Origin of the sequence: Streptomyces beigongshangae (genome assembly GCF_019710745.1) — a bacterium.
Classification (GTDB): domain Bacteria; phylum Actinomycetota; class Actinomycetes; order Streptomycetales; family Streptomycetaceae; genus Streptomyces; species Streptomyces beigongshangae.
In genome coordinates this window covers 1-15,438 of sequence record NZ_JAHKJW010000032.1, presented here as the reverse complement: position 1 = coordinate 15,438, position 15,438 = coordinate 1, and the positions used below count along the sequence as shown (strand labels likewise).

The following is a 15,438-nucleotide window of genomic DNA, read 5'->3' as shown; positions in this document are numbered from 1 at the left end:
CCCGGCTGTCCGAGGAGTGGACAGCAAGTCGACAAACGGGGCGAATTACCCGTGTGCGGTTGGGGGCCCGCCCCGCCCTGGCTAACCTGCCGGTATGGCCCTCGGATCTGCTTCCACCAGGACTGACCGCGCACGCACCGTGCGGGACATGCTCGCGACCGGCAGGACGACGTACTCGTTCGAGTTCTGGGCGCCGAAGACGGAGAAGGGCGAGCGGAACCTCTGGAACGCGCTGCGCAGGGTGGAGGCGGTCGCCCCCAGCTTCGTCTCGGTGACGTACGGCGCGGGCGGCACCACCCGGGCCGGCACGGTCAGGGCGACGGAGCAGATCGTCGCCGACACGACGCTCACCCCGGTCGCCCACCTCACCGCGGTCGACCACTCCGTCGCGGAACTGCGCAACATCATCGGCCAGTACGCGGACGCGGGGATCCGGAACATGCTCGCGGTGCGCGGCGACCCGCCCGGCGACCCCATGGCCGACTGGGTGGCACACCCCCAGGGCCTCACCTACGCGGCCGAACTGGTCCGGCTCATCAAGGAGTCGGGCGACTTCTGCGTGGGCGTCGCGGCCTTCCCGGAGATGCATCCGCGGTCCGCGGACTGGGACACGGACGTGGCGAACTTCGTCGACAAGTGCCGGGCCGGCGCCGACTACGCGATCACGCAGATGTTCTTCCGGCCGGAGGCGTACCTGCGGCTGCGCGACCGGGTCGACGCGGCGGGCTGCGACACCCCCGTGATCCCCGAGGTCATGCCGGTGACCAGTGTGAAGATGCTGGAGCGATTGCCACAACTCAGCAACGCCTCGTTCCCGCAGGCCCTGAAGGAGCGGATCCTCACGGTCAAGGACGATCCGGCGGCTGTACGCTCCATTGGCATCGAGTTCGCCACGGAGTTCTGCGCGAGGCTGCTGGCCGAGGGAGTTCCCGGCCTGCACTTCATCACGCTGAACAACTCCACCGCGACGTTGGAAATCTACGAGAACCTGGGCCTGCACCACCCACAGCAGGCCTAGACCGGTCGCATTGTCGTACGACACACTGCGTAGCGGTCATCTGGGAGAGGGGCGTACATGGGCTGGACGGTCCTCTACATCGCATTCGGCGTCGTCGCGCTGTGGCTGCTCGGCGAGGTGCTGTTGCAGTACAAGGCGCGGCTGCGCTGGCGGCTGCTGGCCTTCGGCGGCTTCCTCGGCGTGGTCGTCGGTGTGCTGATCCCGTCCGTGGTGGTCATCGGTCTGGGCGCGGCCGCGTTCGCCGTCGGGCAGACGTACGTGACGCTGTCGTTCCGCAGCGGCTTCGCGGCCGGCTGGGCCGTCACCGGACGCCCGAGCCTCAGCAGGCGCCGCCGGGGCGAACCCGACCGCCGGGAACCCACGCTGGAGGTCACGGACCTCCAGGCCACGGAGAGCGGAACGTATCCTCAGCCGGACTTCGGCCGGAACGAGAGCTTCGGCCGCGGCGAGAGCTTCGACCGGGACGACGTCTTCGGGCAGGAGGAGTCGGTCTTCGGGCACCGGCCGGGCGCCGCCACCGGGGCCGCCGCCGTCTACGAGCCGCAGCCGCTGCCCGACGAGACCGGCCAGTACGGCGTCTACAGCGACGCCGCCTACGCCGCGGCCACCGACCCGGCGTACGCGGCCTCCGCGCAGGCCCAGGGACAGGGCCAGGCGCAGGACCAGTTCGCGCAGAACTACGGCTACGAGGGACCCGCGGGCTACGACCAGCAGCAGTACGGCTACGACACCGGGCAACAGCAGCAGTACGACGCCTACGCGGACCCGTACACCGGAACGCAGTCCTACGACGCCGCCCCGTACGGCCGGTCCTACGGATCCCCGCAGCAGCAGTACGGGCAGCAGGGACAGCAGGGCTTCCCGCCGGACGGGTACGGCACGGGCGCCCAGGGCGGCGAGACCGCGTCCGGCGGGGTCTGGGTACCGCAGCAGCGCACCACCGGGGACCCGTACGGAGGCGAACTCCCGCCGGAGCAGTCGTACCCCTACGAGGGCGACGGACAGCAGGGCGGGTACGACGGGCAGCAGTACCGGTACTGAACGCGGTCCGGTGCCGGACGCGGTCGGCGCCCTCGCCGCGGGAACGTCACCGCGAGCCGCGGAACTGCGGCCCCTCCACGATCAGTCCGGCGACCAGCGCCCCCGACATCCCGGCGTGCGGCAGGCCGCCGCCGGGGTGCGCCCAGCCGCCGACCGCGAACAGGCCGGGCAGGCGGGTGGTGTTGCCCGGGTGCAGCAGCCGTCCGTCGCCCGCCGCGAGGGCCGGGGCCGGGACCGCGCCGCCGTCCGCGCCGGTCGCGTCCGCGATGTCCCACGGCGTGCGGACCTCCTGCCACAGGACTCTGTCGCGCAGGTCGTCGACGGCCCGCCCGGCACGGGTGACCATGGCCTCGGCGAGCCGCGCGAAGACCTCGCGCGAGACCCGGTCCGACGCGCCGTGGTACGCGGGCACCGTGGCCGTCAGCGTGACCGCCTCGTGCGCGTGGTCCGGCACGGACGCGGGGTCGTCGGGCCGGAGCACGGTGACCGTGGGGCACGCCGGCACGTCGGAACCGCCGTCGAACAGGTACTTCAGCTCCTCGGCACGGTCGTCCGTGTGCACCACGGTCCGGTGCGCCGTCCCCTCCGGCCGCGGACCGCGCAGCGCCAGGTGGACGGTCAGCCGGCTCGGGAACCCGCGCCGCGGGGGCACGTCCCCGCCGTCGCGCGGCGCCGTCACGGGGCCGATCCGGTCCAGCACGCCGGGCGCCACGCCCGCGAGCACGAAGTCCGCCTCCACGACGGTCCCGCCGGCCAGCTCCAGGCCCGCGGCACGTCCGTCCTTCTCGACGATCCGCTCGACGGCCGCCCCGAAGGCGAACTCCACCCGGCGGGCCACGCACCGCTCGTACACGGCGCGGGCCAGCTCCCGGATGCCGCCGCGCACGTACCACGTACCGAAGGCGTGCTCCATGTACGGCAGGACGGCCGCGCTCGCCGGGACCGCGCGCGGGTCCAGGCCGTACGCCAGCGCGTGGCTCTCCAGGAGGGCGGCCAGGCGGGGGTCGTCCAGCTCCAGGGCGCCGACCTCCGCGAACCGGCGCGCCGTGCGCGTGCGCAGCAGGCGCCGCCGCCGCAGGGCCGGGTAGGGCTCGCGCTCGCCCAGCACCCGCCAGTCGCTCCACAGGGGCTCCTCCAGGAGGGGCCGCCGGGTCCGGTCCCAGGCTTCGCGCGCCCGCACCAGGAAGTCGCCCCAGCGCTCGCCCGCGCCCGCTCCCAGGGCCTCGTCCAGGGCCGAGACGACCCCCGCGCGCGAGGCGTCGGGCAGGGGGACCGCCGTGCCGTCGGCGAAGACGTGCCGGGCCGCCGGGTCGACCTGGACCAGGTCGACGCAGGCTTCCAGGGGCTCCTTGCCGGTCTTGACGAACAGATCGCGGTAGACCGCCGGGACCCGGAGCAGCCCGGGGCCGGTGTCGAAGGCGAAGCCGTCGCGCTCGAAGCGGCCCACCGCGCCGCCGTACGTCGCCGTGCGCTCGTACACCGCCACCCGGTGGCCCGCGACGGCCAGCCGGGCGGCGGCCGCCATCGCGCCCATCCCGGCGCCGATCACCGCAATCCGTGCCATGCCAGGGACTGTATCGGCCACCACCGACAGCCGGGCCGCGACCCCGGGCACCCGGCGGGGGAACGCCGTCCGGCGGCGGCGCGTCCTGGGCCTGGGTGCGCAGATCTGAGTACGCGTACCCAGAACGTGAGTTGAGTACGTACGCGGATGGGCACCGACCTGCGTGAACGGAAGAGTGGAGGCACGGAAAGGGGCGCGGCTCCGGTACCGCCGGCACGGGGCGGCGGAACGGTGCGGCGCCCTCTACCGCTCCTTCCGCCGGTCACCCGGCGGGAGTGAGACAGGGGGCCCGGGCGGACCGGACCGGGGAACCGCCGGGGAGCGGGGAACCGGGGAACCGGGGGACGCACGGGGGGTACGAGGAAGAGCGCCGGTCCGGCGTGGCCCGCGGGGGACGCGGCCACTGCGGACCGGCGCTCACCCGTGTCCGGGGCGCCCGCCGATCCTCCCCTGGAGCAGCAGGGACAGCGCCGCGTGGACGTCGTCCAGGGACCGCTGCGGCTGGAACGCCAGCCAGTCCAGGGCCGCGACCAGCACCATGCCGACCAGCGCCGCCGCCGTCAGCGGGGCGTCGATCTCGTCGCTCAGCTCACCGTTCGCGATCCCCTCGCGCAGGACGCCCTCGACGACCGCGACGGCCTCCTGCCGGACGACCGTCAGCGTGGACTGCCAGGCCCGGTTGGTGCGCCACAGCTCCGCCACGTACAACCGGGTGAAGGCCGGGTAGCGGTCGATGAAGACGAGACCGGCCCGGACCATCGCGTCCAGCGCGTCGACCCTGCTGCCGCCCTCCGCGTCGGTCCTCCCGACCGCCTCCCGCAACGAGCCGGTGAGCAGTCCCACGCCGTGCCGGAGCAACTCCTCGAAGAGGACGGACTTGCTCGCGAAGTTGTAGTAGACCGTGCCCTTCGCCACTCCGGCACGCTCGGCGATCTCGTCCACGGTGGTGGCGGAGAAACCCTGCTCGGCGATGAGGGTCACCGCCGCCTCGTAGAGCTTGTGCCGGGTCGCCCGCCTGCGGCCGTCGCCGCGCTCCACCGTCCTGCTGCTTTCCATGGCCCCGATTGTCACAGGCCCGGCCCCGGCCCCGGACGCGCACGGCGGATCCCTCGTACCGACCGGTCGGCGCAAGAGCCTTCCGGAACCTGTACCCGACCTTGCGCCCGACCTTGCGCCCGACCCTGCGACCGAACCTGTGATCGAAGCAAAAGCGCAGGTCGGAACGGATTGTCAGTGGCATACCGCACGATAGGCACATACGGCACTCCCCGTCGGGGCGTGCCGGCACACAGACGACAGGAGGTTCGTCATGGCCAGTTCTTCCGCAGCCGCCGCCCGTCGGCGCCGCGCCACCGGCCCTGCCCCCTCACTGACCGGTCCGGCGAGCGACGTGCACCCCGTGCTCCGCCGTGCCACGGCCCCGCCCGCCGCCCTCGACCTGCTCGCCCAGGCCCACGCCGGACTCGACGAGGCGTCCGTGCTGGAAACTCCCAACGAGCGCTACGCGACGGCCCACCTGGCCGCCCTGCGCACCGCCGCGGCCGTGCTCGCCGCCCGGGGACGCCCGGAGACCACCGCCAGGCGCCGGGCCAGGATCCGCAGCGCCTGGGAGGTACTGCCCGAGATAGCGCCCGAACTGGCCGAGTGGAGCGCGCTGTTCGCCTCCGGGGCCGCCCGCCGGGCCCGTGCGGAGGCCGGCATCCGGGGCGCGGCCACCGTCCGCGACGCCGACGACCTGCTGCGCGACGTGGCGATGTTCCTCCGCCTGGTCGAGCGCATGCTGGTGCTCCAGCCGGTCCTGCCCCAGCCGCGGCAGGACCACAACCACAACCACAACCACAACTACGAGCATGAGCCCGAGCACGACCACGGGCCACGGCACCCCCGCGGCGCCGCGGACATGCCGGACGCGCCGGACGTACCGGACGCGGGATGACGGCGGCCGGGCCCCCGCTCCGGCGAACGCGACGGCGGCGCGGGGACGGCCGGGGTCCACCCACGTGAGCCGGTGTACGGGCCGTTCCGGGACGACCCGTCCGGCGCGCGAGACGGGGAGCCGGGTGGCGGGCGCGAGGCAATAGGGTTGGGGACGCCTGCATCTCCCCGGCGCCGCACACGGCGGGGAGGTGTCCCCATCGCTCCGCCGTACGCCAGGCGGTGCCGCGCCGAGGAGTCAACTGCCGTGTCGGACCCGATGCGCCCGCCCGCCTCCCCCCGTCGCCCTCGACCGGCGTCGCTGCGCTCCGACCCCTCCCGCCCCCGTGCCTCTCTCCGTACCGCCGTGGTCTGGGACGTTCTGCGGGAGGCCCTCGACCGCCGGGCCAAGGCCACGGGCCGGGAGTCGCTGGACGTGCTCGACACCGGAGGCGGCAGCGGTAACTTCGCGGTGCCCGTGGCACGCCTCGGCCACCGCGTCACCGTCGTGGATCCCAGTCCGAACGCGCTGTTCGCGCTGGAGCGCCGGGCCGCCGAGGCCGATGTCGCCGACCGCGTCCGGGGCGTCCAGGGCGACGCGCACGGCCTCTTCGACGTGGTCGAGCGCGGCGGCTACGACGCGGTCCTGTGCCACGGCGTGCTCGAGTACGTGGACGACCCCGCCGAGGGGCTGCGCAACGCGGTCGCCGCGCTGCGCCCGGAGGGCGTCCTCAGCCTGCTCGCCGCCGGACTGGGCGGCGCCGTGCTGGCCCGCGCCCTCGCCGGGCACTTCACGGAGGCCCGTCACGCGCTGGTCGACCCGGACGGCCGCTGGGGCGAGGGCGACCCCGTTCCCCACCGCTTCACGGCCGACCAGCTCACCGCGCTGGTCGAGGGCGCGGGTCTGCGCGTCGGTGCCGTGCACGGGGTGCGGATCTTCGCGGACCTGGTCCCCGGGGTCCTCGTGGACACCGAACCGGGCGCCCTGGACGCCCTGCTCGAACTGGAGGCCGCGGCCGCCGAGCTCGCCGCCTTCCACTCCGTCGCCACGCAGCTCCATGTGCTGGGTGAGACGACGGAGTCCGCCGGGGGGTGAGGTGCCTCCCGTGATACACCGCTGATCAGGGGCGCGGCGGCAGATGGAGTACGCCACAGGCCCCCCGATCGGACGCTCGGCGCCGTATGATCGGGGGAGACCGTCCGGCATGACGCGCCGGTCGTTGGGGAATCTACGCCTCAGCGGATCGGAGCGCCTTGGCGGTTCCCGGTTGGCCAATTGGCGCAGAGGGGCGGGTTTCACGGGGGCGATTCCCTGCCTATCCTGAAGGGGACCCCCGGTCGTCGCCCCGACGACTGCACGATGAGGAGGACGCCGTGCCGCTCTCGGAGCACGAGCAGCGAATGCTCGAGCAGATGGAGCGAGCGCTGTACGCCGAAGATCCCAAGTTCGCGACAGCGCTTGAGGGAAGCGGGCTGCGTACGTACACCCGGCGACGGGTCTACCAGGCGGTCGCGGGCTTCCTCGTAGGTATCGCGCTCCTCATGGCCGGAATGGTCGCACAGCAGATCTGGGTCAGTGTGGTGGGTTTTCTCGTCATGCTGGGCTGCGCCGTGCTCGCCGTGACCGGTTGGCGCAAGGCTCCCAAGCCGGGTGAACAGCCCGCGACGGGCGCGCCGGGCGCTGCTCAGACTCGCGTTCAGGGTCGGCAGCGGCGCTCCATGATGGACCGCATCGAACAGCGCTGGCAGCGGCGCCGGGACGAGCAGGGCGGCCACTAGCCCACCGGGTCCCGTCCGACGGACACACGCCGAAGGGGCGGCCACCACCGAGGTGGCCGCCCCTTCGGCGTGCCCGGCCCGCGCCCGGCCCCGTGTCCTCGTCCACACGGGAGCCGTGCGGGCCGCCGCGAGGAGGATCCGGCAGGAAGAGCAGGAAGAGCAGGAAGAGCAGGAAGAGCAGGCAGAAGGGGGGTGCTCGCCCGAGCGGGCAAGCACCCCCCTTTCACCCTCACCGTCTCCGGCCCGGCGGCCGGATCAGCCTCCGCCGCCTTGTCCCGACGGCCGCCGTACCAGGGCCGTCCAGCGCGCCGCGGCACGGGACCTCAGCGTGATCCACCGCTCGGAGGCCGCCCACACCACCCGGACGGCGGAGCGCGGCGCGAGCAGCGCGCGCAGGCGCGTACCGCGGTCGGCCGCGGCCCGCAGGCCCAGGGTCATCCGGCGGACGTCGTCGCCCAGCCCCGGGGCCGGCCGGGGGCTCGGCGCGTACAGGGCCTGCTCCACCGCGTCGGCGACCCGGTGGACGGAGGCGGCCGCCTCCGGTTCGAGGTGCCCGACGCGGACGATCCGCGCCGCCGCCTTGCGCGGCGTCTGCGACTCGTCGGGCGTGATGCCGAAGTCCCACGCCGTGTCGCTGACCTCCTGCCACGCCTCCAGCGCGGCGGCCTCGGCCGCGGCAGCGGCCGCCGCGGCGACGGCGGCCGCCTCGGTCCGGCCGTGCGCGTCGAGCCGGATGTCCCATGCTTCGCCGCCGGCCTTCCGGCCGGCCGCCGGGCCGTGCGCCCCGGCCCGGCCGGGCGAACCGAGCCGGACCGATCGGGCCCGCAGCCGCCACAGCATCGGCAGCAGCGGCAGGGTGCCCACGGCGAGCCCGCCCGCGAGCCAGAGGAGCAGGGACAGCCACCACGGCGGATCGTCGTTCGTCGCGCCGAACGCCGCCTGCGGGGACTCGCTGCCGCAGGGCTGCTCCAGCCGCTTCTCGGCCGCCGTGCAGCCCTCGCTGCTCGACGGTGCCGCGGAGGGCGCCGTGGACGAGGACCTCGACGGCACGTCCGCTTCGGGGAGCGTCGTGCCGGGCGTGTCCGGCCGCGTGTACTCCGGGACGTTGCCGCGGTTCGGCGTCGGCTCGAAGCGGGTCCAGCCCACGCCCTCGAAGTACAGCTCGGGCCAGGCGTGCGCGTCCCGCAGCCCCACCGAGGACGTGCCGTCCGCCTGGGGCGAACCGGGGGTGAAGCCCACCGCGACCCGGGCCGGTATGCCCAGCGTGCGGGCCATGGAGGCCATCGCGAAGGAGAAGTGGACGCAGAAGCCCTCCTTGTCCCTGAGGAAGCGCGCTATCGCCTGGGACCCGCTGCCGACCTGCACGTCCGTGTCGTAGGTGAAGCCGCCCTCCAGGGCGAACCAGTCCTGCAGCTTCACCGCGCGCTCGTAGTCGTTGTCCGCGTCCGCCGTGACCTCGCGTGCCCGCTGGGCGACCACCGGCGGCAGCGAGCCGGGTACCCGGGTGAACTCGCGCTTCAGCACCTCCGGCGCCTCGGGCGCGCCCGAGAGCTGCTCGGCGGTCGGCCGCACGACCAGGCTCTCGACCGTGTAGTCCTTGCCGCGGGTGGTCTGGCCGTGGTCGCCCACGAGCGTGCGGCCCACGGGCTCGTACCGCCACCTGCCGTCGATCCCCACCTGGCTGGCCGGGTACGGCATGGGCAGCCAGTCCTGCGCGTACCAGTCGGCCGCCGAGATCCTCGTCCGGATCTCGGTGCGCCGGACGCCGTCACCGAGGCCGGGCGGCGTCGGGAGCGTCCCCGGTACGTCCTCGACATGCCGCTTGGCGGGCTTCCACGCCGTGCCGTCGAACTCGTCGAGCGCGACGATCCGCAGATAGAGGTCCCGGGTCTCCTCGGAGTCGGTGCGGTAGGACATGACCTCGCGGTCCTCGTCCACGTTCAGGCTGTCGCGGAGCGAGACCAGGGGGTTCACCGCGGAGATCGTGCCGCCGCCCCCGGAGCCCGCGCCGACACCGCCCCCCGCCGTGTCCAGCAGTCCGCCGTCGAGCGAGGGCAGGGCGAGCGGTACGGCCAGGGAGATGCCGAGGGCGACGGCGCCGATCCGCCGTCCCGTGCGCACCGGTGCCAGCGCGCTCCCGGAGGGCGGCGCCCCCGGTGCGCGGGGGCCGCCGCCGAAGACCCGGCCCCACTGCGACAGCCGGTCACGTCCCTCGGCCAGCAGCAGCACCAGGTAGCCGGCGGCCGCCAGCAGGAACCAGATCCAGCCCGCGGCGCCGTCCGCGAGACCCGCGGCGACGGAGTACAGCGCGAGCAGGGGCAGCCCGGCGGGGGCCGCGCTGCGGAACGTCACCGCGAGCGCGTCCACCGCCAGCCCGATGACCACGACGCCGCCGACCATCATCAGCCGGATGCCGTCGGAGAGCGGCGCCGGTATCGAGTACCGCCCGACGTCGTCCGTGCCGGCCTGCAGCAGCTCGCCGAGGTGGCGGAACACCTCGGGGCCCGGCAGCAGTCCGGCGACGGCCTGCTCCCGGGCGAAGGACAGGGTCAGCAGCAGCAGGGTGACCAGCGCCTGCACCGCGACCGTCAGCGGCCGGGCGAGGGGCACCCGCCGGGCCGCCGCGCCCACCCCGGTCTGTATCGCGAGCAGGAACGCGGCCTGGAGGAACCAGGTCGCCGGCTCGACCAGCGGCAGCAGCGCGCAGGACGCCGTCAGCGTCGCCGCCGCGGCGCACAGGGCCAGTCGCGCGCGCCCGCTCATGAGCCGCCCCCCGCCGCGCCGCCCGTGGAGGCGATCCCGTTGCGCTGTCGGTCCGCCTCCCGCCACAGGCCCTCCAGACCGGCCCCCGGCGGGACGGCCAGGGCGGTCCAGCCCGCCTCACGCAGCATCCGCAGCCGCTCCTCGCATCGTCCGTCGGCGGCGCCCCGCGTCCATGCCCCGCCGTCCAGCAGGAAGGCGACCGCCCCACCGCTGCGCTGGCGCATCCTGCCGAGCACCGCCGCCTGTTCCTCGTCCAGGTCGCCGAGGAAGGCGACCAGCAGTCCTTCGTTGCCGCCGCGCAGCACGTCGTACGCCCGCGACAGGCCCGTGCCGTCGGAGTGGTCGATCACCGCGAGGGCGTCCATCATCAGCCCCGCCGCGTCCGCCGACTCCTGGCTCGCCCCCGCGAAGCCGTCGGCGCCCTCACCCGGCACCGAGGCCCCGGTGTCGGTCAGCAGCCGTACCGAGAAGCCCCGTTCCAGCATGTGCACCAGCGTCGAGGCCGTGCCCGAGACGGCCCACTCGAAGGCCGAGTCCGGGCCCGCGCCGTCGAAGGCGACGCCCCGGGTGTCGAGGAGCACCGTGCAGCGGGACCGCTGGGGCTGCTCCTCGCGGCGCACCATCAGCTCGCCGTACCGGGCGGTCAGGCGCCAGTGGACCCGGCGCAGGTCGTCGCCGTAGCGGTAGCCGCGCGGGATCACGTCGTCCTCGCCGGCCAGGGCGAGCGAGCGCTGCCGCCCGTCGCCGTACCCCTTCGCCTCGCCGGTCAGCCGCACCGGCGGCAGGGGCTCCACACGGGGGACGACGGTGAGGGTGTCGTGGGTGGAGAAGGAGCGGGTCAGTTCGCACATCCCGAAGGGGTCGCTGAGCCGCAGTTGCAGCGGGCCCAGCGGATAGCGGCCGCGCAGGTCCGAGCGCACGCGGTACGACACCTCGCGCCGGCCGCCCGCCTCGACCCGGTCCAGTACGAAGCGGGGCCGCGGCCCCAGCACGTAGGGCACCCGGTCCTGGAGCATCAGCAGGCCCGTGGGCAGCCGCGAGACGTTGTCCATCCGCAGGTGGACCCGTGCCTCGGAGCCCGCCGGCACCCGGCCGGGGGAGAGGCGGCGGCTGCCGGCGACGCGGTAGCGCGTGCGGTAGAGCACGGCCGCGCAGACCAGCGGCAGCACGGCGAGCAGCAGCCCGACCCGGAGCAGATCGCTCTGCCCCAGGACGTACGCGCAGACCGCGGCCGCGATGCCGGCGGCCAGGAAGGACCGCCCGCGCGTGGTGAGTCCGGCGAGAGCCGTCCGCAGCCCGCCCTTGTCCTCCTCGGCCGTCGCTGCCGGCATCCCCCCGGCGGTCATCACAGCCTCCGGGGCGGCTGCTGGCCGAAGTCGGACGCGCCCCGGACCGTCCCCGGGCCGCCCGGCGCCCGGGGCGCCGCGGGCACGGGCGTGCGCTGGAGGATCTCCAGGACGACCTGCTCGGCCGTGCGGCGGTTCAGCTGGGCCTGGGCGGTGGGCAGCAGCCGGTGGGCCAGGACCGCCACGGCGAGCGCCTGGATGTCGTCCGGCAGGGCGTAGTCCCGGCCGCTCAGGGCGGCGGACGCCTTCGCGGCGCGCAGCAGGTGCAGGGTGGCGCGCGGCGAGGCGCCCAGTCTCAGGTCCGGGTGGCTGCGGGTGGCGCCCACCAGGTCGACCGCGTACCTGCGCACCGGTTCGGCGACGTGGACCGTGCGCACCGCGTCGATGAGCTTGACGATCTCGTGCGCGTGCGCCACCGGCTGGAGGTCGTCCAGCGGGGAGACGCCGCCGTGGACGTCGAGCATCCGCAGCTCGGCCTCCGCGCTGGGGTAGCCGATGGAGACCCGGGCCATGAAACGGTCGCGCTGCGCTTCCGGCAGCGGGTAGGTGCCCTCCATCTCGACCGGGTTCTGCGTGGCCACCACCATGAACGGACCGGGCAGTTCGTAGGTCTGCCCGTCGATGGTGACCTGGCGCTCCTCCATGGACTCCAGGAGCGCCGACTGCGTCTTGGGCGACGCGCGGTTGATCTCGTCGCCGATCACGATCTGCGCGAAGATCGCGCCGGGCTTGAACTCGAAGTCCCTGCTCTGCTGGTCCCAGATGGACACCCCCGTGATGTCCGAGGGCAGCAGGTCGGGCGTGAACTGGATACGCCGCACCGAGCAGTCGATGGACCGCGCCAGCGCCTTGGCGAGCATGGTCTTGCCGACGCCGGGGACATCCTCGATCAGAAGATGCCCCTCGGCGAGCAGCACGGTCAGCGAAAGCCGTACGACCTCAGGCTTGCCCTCGATCACTTCCTCCACCGAACTGCGGACTCTCTCCACAGTGGCGGTCAGATCTGTGAGGCTCGCTCGATCGTCATAGGTCGTCACCCGGCCCTCCTCGGCCCGTTCATTCTCCGGGCCGACGCTCTGCGATGCGGACCGGCCCACCCCGAACACGGACACCACGCGGGAAAAGTTCCGCGCGACGCCACAGACGCATTCTTGTTGCCGTTACCGGTTCGTGTCACTCGCCTGTGGACAACTGGCCGCGATATGTCAGGTCTTGCGGTTTTTGACCGGGTGAAACCGGCGTCAGGTGGGGTCTATCTCACGCAGCAGGCCCGTCTTCACGTCGAACACGAAACCACGTACGTCCCCGGTGTGCAGGAGGAAGGGGGAGGTCCGCACCCGCTGCATGGACTGCCGTACGTCCTGGTCGACGTCCCGGAACGCCTCCACCGCCCAGGCGGGGCGCTGGCCCACCTCCATCTCCAGGTCGTGGCGGAACTCCTCGGTGAGGGACTCCAGGCCGCAGCCGGTGTGGTGGATGAGCACGACGCTGCGGGTGCCGAGCGCGCGCTGGCTGATGGTGAGGGAGCGGATCACGTCGTCGGTGACGACGCCGCCCGCGTTGCGGATCGTGTGGCAGTCGCCGAGCTCCAGGCCCAGTGCGTCGTGCAGGTCGAGGCGGGCGTCCATGCAGGCCACGACCGCGACGCCCAGTACGGGCCGCGCGTCCATGCCGGGATCGGCGAACGCGGCGGCGTACCGCCCGTTGGCCTCGACCAGGCGGTCCGTGACGGTGCCGGGGCGGGATATGGCGTCTTCGGGTTCGGCGGGAACGGATGCGGAAGTCGTCATACCCATGACGGTAAGGGGCGCGGCACGTTCGGGCCTGCTGTGGGAGGGGACAAAGAACATCAGGGAACATTGGTGTGTGAGGTAACCCACAGGGGTGGAGCGAGTCCATCCGTACGGGTGGAAACACCTGGTTTGCGGCGTGATCCCCCTCGGAGTCGCGACGCGCAGGCCGGTTCATTGACCGTGTGACACCGTGGACTAAGGTGACGCGAAGCGGGAGGCGAGACGTCCTCCCCGCTGGACTGCTATCCCGGAGGACCGGCGCCCGTGCCGGGACCTCCCCGCGTGCGCGGCGCGTACGTACGGCTCGGCCTCCTCCCGCTCCCGGTCGGCTGACGCTCTCCGGCGCCGGCGGGCCCTCCCTCCACCCGGGGACTCCCCGTGTCGGCCGCGGGAGGGCGGGGACCCGGCGGTGCGTACCGGCCGCGCCGGACCTGAGAGGGCCCCTTGAGCTCGAGCCACAGCCGACATGTCCCGGTGATGCTCCAGCGGTGCCTGGACCTGCTGGCTCCCGCGCTGGAGCGGCCGGGAGCCGTGGTCGTCGACTGCACGCTCGGCCTCGGCGGCCACAGCGAGGCCCTGCTCACCCGTTTCCCCGGGGCGCGGCTGGTCGCCCTGGACCGCGACAAGGAGGCCCTGCGCCTCTCCGGGGAGCGGCTCGCGCCCTTCGGCGACCGGGCCACGCCGGTGCACGCGGTCTACGACGAGCTCCCCGACGTGCTCGACCGCCTGGACCTGCCGCACGTCCAGGGCGTCCTCTTCGACCTCGGCGTCTCCTCCATGCAGCTCGACGAGGCGGACCGCGGCTTCGCCTACGCCCAGGACGCGCCCCTCGACATGCGCATGGACCAGACCGCCGGCATCAGCGCGGCCGAGGTGCTCAACACCTACCCGCCCGGCGAACTCGTCCGGATCCTGCGGGCCTACGGCGAGGAGAAGCAGGCCAAGCGGATCGTGTCCGCGGTCGTGCGCGAACGCGCCAAGGAGCCCTTCACCCACAGCGCGCGGCTCGTCGAGCTGATCCGCGACTCCCTGCCGCAGGCGGCCAAGCGCACCGGCGGCAACCCCGCCAAGCGGACGTTCCAGGCGCTGCGCATCGAGGTCAACGGCGAACTCGCCGTCCTGGAGCGGGCGGTCCCCGCCGCCGTGAAGGCTCTCGCGGTCGGGGGCCGGATCGCCGTGCTGTCGTACCACTCCCTGGAGGACCGGCTGGTGAAGCAGGTGTTCGCGGCAGGCGCCGCCACCACCGCGCCGCCCGGACTGCCGGTCGTCCCCGAGCGCTACCAGCCCCGGCTCAAGCTGCTCACCCGTGGTGCCGAACTTCCCACCGAGGAGGAGATCGCGCAGAACCGGCGGGCCGCCCCGGCCCGGCTGCGCGGGGCACAGCGCATCCGGGAGGACGCCGAGTGACGCGGGGACGCGTGCAGCGGACCACCGGACCCGCCGGACGCACGGGCCCGGAACGAGGGCCCGTCGGCCGGACACCCGAGTCCGCGGGAGGACGAGTGACGACGAGTGACTAGGAAACCCGAGCTGCGCGGGCGGGCGGCCCGGCTCGCACGGCTCTTCCCGACCGGCTCGGGACAGGCCGCCCGTACGCCCTTCGTCCTGCTGGTCGTGGTGCTGCTCGGGGGCGGTCTCATCGGGCTCCTGATGCTGAACTCCGCGCTCAGCGCCGGGTCGTTCCAGCTCGACGACCTCCAGAAGGACACCAGGAGCCTCACCGACGAGGAGCAGGCGCTCCAGCGGGACGTGGACGCCTACTCCGCCCCGGACGCCCTCCAGCGCCGCGCCCACGAGCTGGGCATGGTGCCCGGCGGCGACCCGGCCTTCCTCAACCCCGACGGCACGGTCCTCGGCGTCCCCGGCGCGGCCGCCGAGCAGTCGTCCCTGTCCGCCCCCGGGGTCCGCCCGCCCGGGACGCCCGTCCCCGGCCCGGCGCCCACCGCACTTTCCGTGCCCACCGCGCCCACCGCACCCGCCGCACCCGCCGCGCCCGTCGAGCCCTCCGCGCTCGGCGGGCCCCCGGCACCGGACGGCGCCCCGGATCCGGTCACGGATCCCGCCGCCGTGCCCACCACCGGGCCCGCCCCGCAGTCCACGCCGACCTCCACGACCCCCGGCAGGTGACGGAAGTGTCCGACAGGGAACCCCCGCGCCGCAGGGTGCCCGCGCCCGCCCGGTCCGTGAAATCCGGCGGCTCCGCCGGACCGGGCGGAGCCG

The 15,438-nt window shown here is 74.1% G+C and carries 13 protein-coding genes; 7 read left to right on the top strand and 6 right to left on the bottom strand.

The genetic code is table 11. The annotated features are described in order from the left end of the window. The first annotated feature begins 94 nt into the window (after positions 1-94). Positions 95-1,018 (top strand): methylenetetrahydrofolate reductase [NAD(P)H], encoded by a 924-nt coding sequence (gene metF / locus KM933_RS23880; RefSeq protein WP_221355490.1) that lies wholly within the window; start codon positions 95-97, stop codon positions 1,016-1,018. A gap of 57 nt (positions 1,019-1,075) precedes the next feature. Continuing rightward, positions 1,076-2,059, top strand: a complete 984-nt coding sequence (locus KM933_RS23875; protein ID WP_221355488.1) for an SCO2102 family sporulation regulator — start codon at positions 1,076-1,078, stop codon at positions 2,057-2,059. A 46-nt stretch (positions 2,060-2,105) separates the two neighbouring features. Here KM933_RS23875 and KM933_RS23870 read toward each other — a convergent pair whose 3' ends face one another. After that, positions 2,106-3,623, bottom strand: coding sequence for a phytoene desaturase family protein (locus KM933_RS23870; protein WP_221355486.1), 1,518 nt, complete (start codon positions 3,621-3,623; stop codon positions 2,106-2,108). 417 nt (positions 3,624-4,040) lie between these two features. Then, positions 4,041-4,679, bottom strand: a complete 639-nt coding sequence (locus tag KM933_RS23865) for a TetR/AcrR family transcriptional regulator (RefSeq protein ID WP_221355484.1) — start codon at positions 4,677-4,679, stop codon at positions 4,041-4,043. Positions 4,680-4,932: 253 nt separating this feature from the next. Here KM933_RS23865 and KM933_RS23860 point away from each other — a divergent pair, with 253 nt between their 5' ends. The 3 genes from KM933_RS23860 (at position 4,933) to KM933_RS23850 (ending at position 7,316) form a co-directional block, all read left to right on the top strand. Beyond that, on the top strand, positions 4,933-5,559 hold the full coding sequence (locus KM933_RS23860) for an SAV_6107 family HEPN domain-containing protein (RefSeq protein WP_221355482.1): 627 nt from the start codon (positions 4,933-4,935) through the stop codon (positions 5,557-5,559). 246 nt (positions 5,560-5,805) lie between these two features. After that, a complete protein-coding gene (locus tag KM933_RS23855) occupies positions 5,806-6,633 on the top strand; it encodes a class I SAM-dependent methyltransferase (RefSeq protein WP_221355481.1) in 828 nt (275 codons plus the stop codon). Between the two features lie 278 nt (positions 6,634-6,911). Beyond that, positions 6,912-7,316, top strand: a complete 405-nt coding sequence (locus KM933_RS23850) for a DUF3040 domain-containing protein (protein WP_221355479.1) — start codon at positions 6,912-6,914, stop codon at positions 7,314-7,316. Between the two features lie 255 nt (positions 7,317-7,571). On the opposite strand, the gene KM933_RS23845 is transcribed toward KM933_RS23850, so the two are convergent. From KM933_RS23845 to KM933_RS23830, 4 genes are all read right to left on the bottom strand, one after another. Continuing rightward, positions 7,572-10,079, bottom strand: coding sequence for a transglutaminase TgpA family protein (locus KM933_RS23845; protein ID WP_221355477.1), 2,508 nt, complete (start codon positions 10,077-10,079; stop codon positions 7,572-7,574). Further along, complete coding sequence (locus tag KM933_RS23840; protein ID WP_221355475.1) at positions 10,076-11,425, bottom strand: DUF58 domain-containing protein; 1,350 nt, start codon at positions 11,423-11,425, stop codon at positions 10,076-10,078. Before KM933_RS23840 ends, KM933_RS23845 begins: the two co-directional genes overlap by 4 nt. Next, positions 11,425-12,462: an AAA family ATPase gene (locus KM933_RS23835; RefSeq protein ID WP_221355473.1), complete on the bottom strand. Its 1,038-nt coding sequence runs from the start codon at positions 12,460-12,462 to the stop codon at positions 11,425-11,427. Before KM933_RS23835 ends, KM933_RS23840 begins: the two co-directional genes overlap by 1 nt. Positions 12,463-12,666: 204 nt before the next feature. Continuing rightward, on the bottom strand, positions 12,667-13,215 hold the full coding sequence (locus tag KM933_RS23830) for a beta-class carbonic anhydrase (protein ID WP_221355471.1): 549 nt from the start codon (positions 13,213-13,215) through the stop codon (positions 12,667-12,669). A gap of 447 nt (positions 13,216-13,662) precedes the next feature. Here KM933_RS23830 and rsmH point away from each other — a divergent pair, with 447 nt between their 5' ends. Continuing rightward, positions 13,663-14,625 (top strand): 16S rRNA (cytosine(1402)-N(4))-methyltransferase RsmH, encoded by a 963-nt coding sequence (gene rsmH, locus KM933_RS23825; protein WP_221355469.1) that lies wholly within the window; start codon positions 13,663-13,665, stop codon positions 14,623-14,625. A 105-nt stretch (positions 14,626-14,730) separates the two neighbouring features. Continuing rightward, the gene (ftsL, locus tag KM933_RS23820; RefSeq protein ID WP_221355468.1) at positions 14,731-15,345 is read left to right on the top strand and encodes a cell division protein FtsL; all 615 of its coding nucleotides are present in this window, start codon (positions 14,731-14,733) and stop codon (positions 15,343-15,345) included. Positions 15,346-15,438 lie beyond the last annotated feature (93 nt).

What these genes read in the sequence shown, in the direction of transcription:
- metF (WP_221355490.1), top strand. Translation starts at nt 95, where the DNA reads ATGGCCCTCGGATCTGCTTCCACCAGGACTGACCGCGCACGCACCGTG.
- KM933_RS23875 (WP_221355488.1), top strand. Translation starts at nt 1,076, where the DNA reads ATGGGCTGGACGGTCCTCTACATCGCATTCGGCGTCGTCGCGCTGTGG.
- KM933_RS23870 (WP_221355486.1), bottom strand. Translation starts at nt 3,623, where the DNA reads ATGGCACGGATTGCGGTGATCGGCGCCGGGATGGGCGCGATGGCGGCC.
- KM933_RS23865 (WP_221355484.1), bottom strand. Translation starts at nt 4,679, where the DNA reads ATGGAAAGCAGCAGGACGGTGGAGCGCGGCGACGGCCGCAGGCGGGCG.
- KM933_RS23860 (WP_221355482.1), top strand. Translation starts at nt 4,933, where the DNA reads ATGGCCAGTTCTTCCGCAGCCGCCGCCCGTCGGCGCCGCGCCACCGGC.
- KM933_RS23845 (WP_221355477.1), bottom strand. Translation starts at nt 10,079, where the DNA reads ATGAGCGGGCGCGCGCGACTGGCCCTGTGCGCCGCGGCGGCGACGCTG.
- KM933_RS23840 (WP_221355475.1), bottom strand. Translation starts at nt 11,425, where the DNA reads ATGACCGCCGGGGGGATGCCGGCAGCGACGGCCGAGGAGGACAAGGGC.
- KM933_RS23830 (WP_221355471.1), bottom strand. Translation starts at nt 13,215, where the DNA reads ATGACGACTTCCGCATCCGTTCCCGCCGAACCCGAAGACGCCATATCC.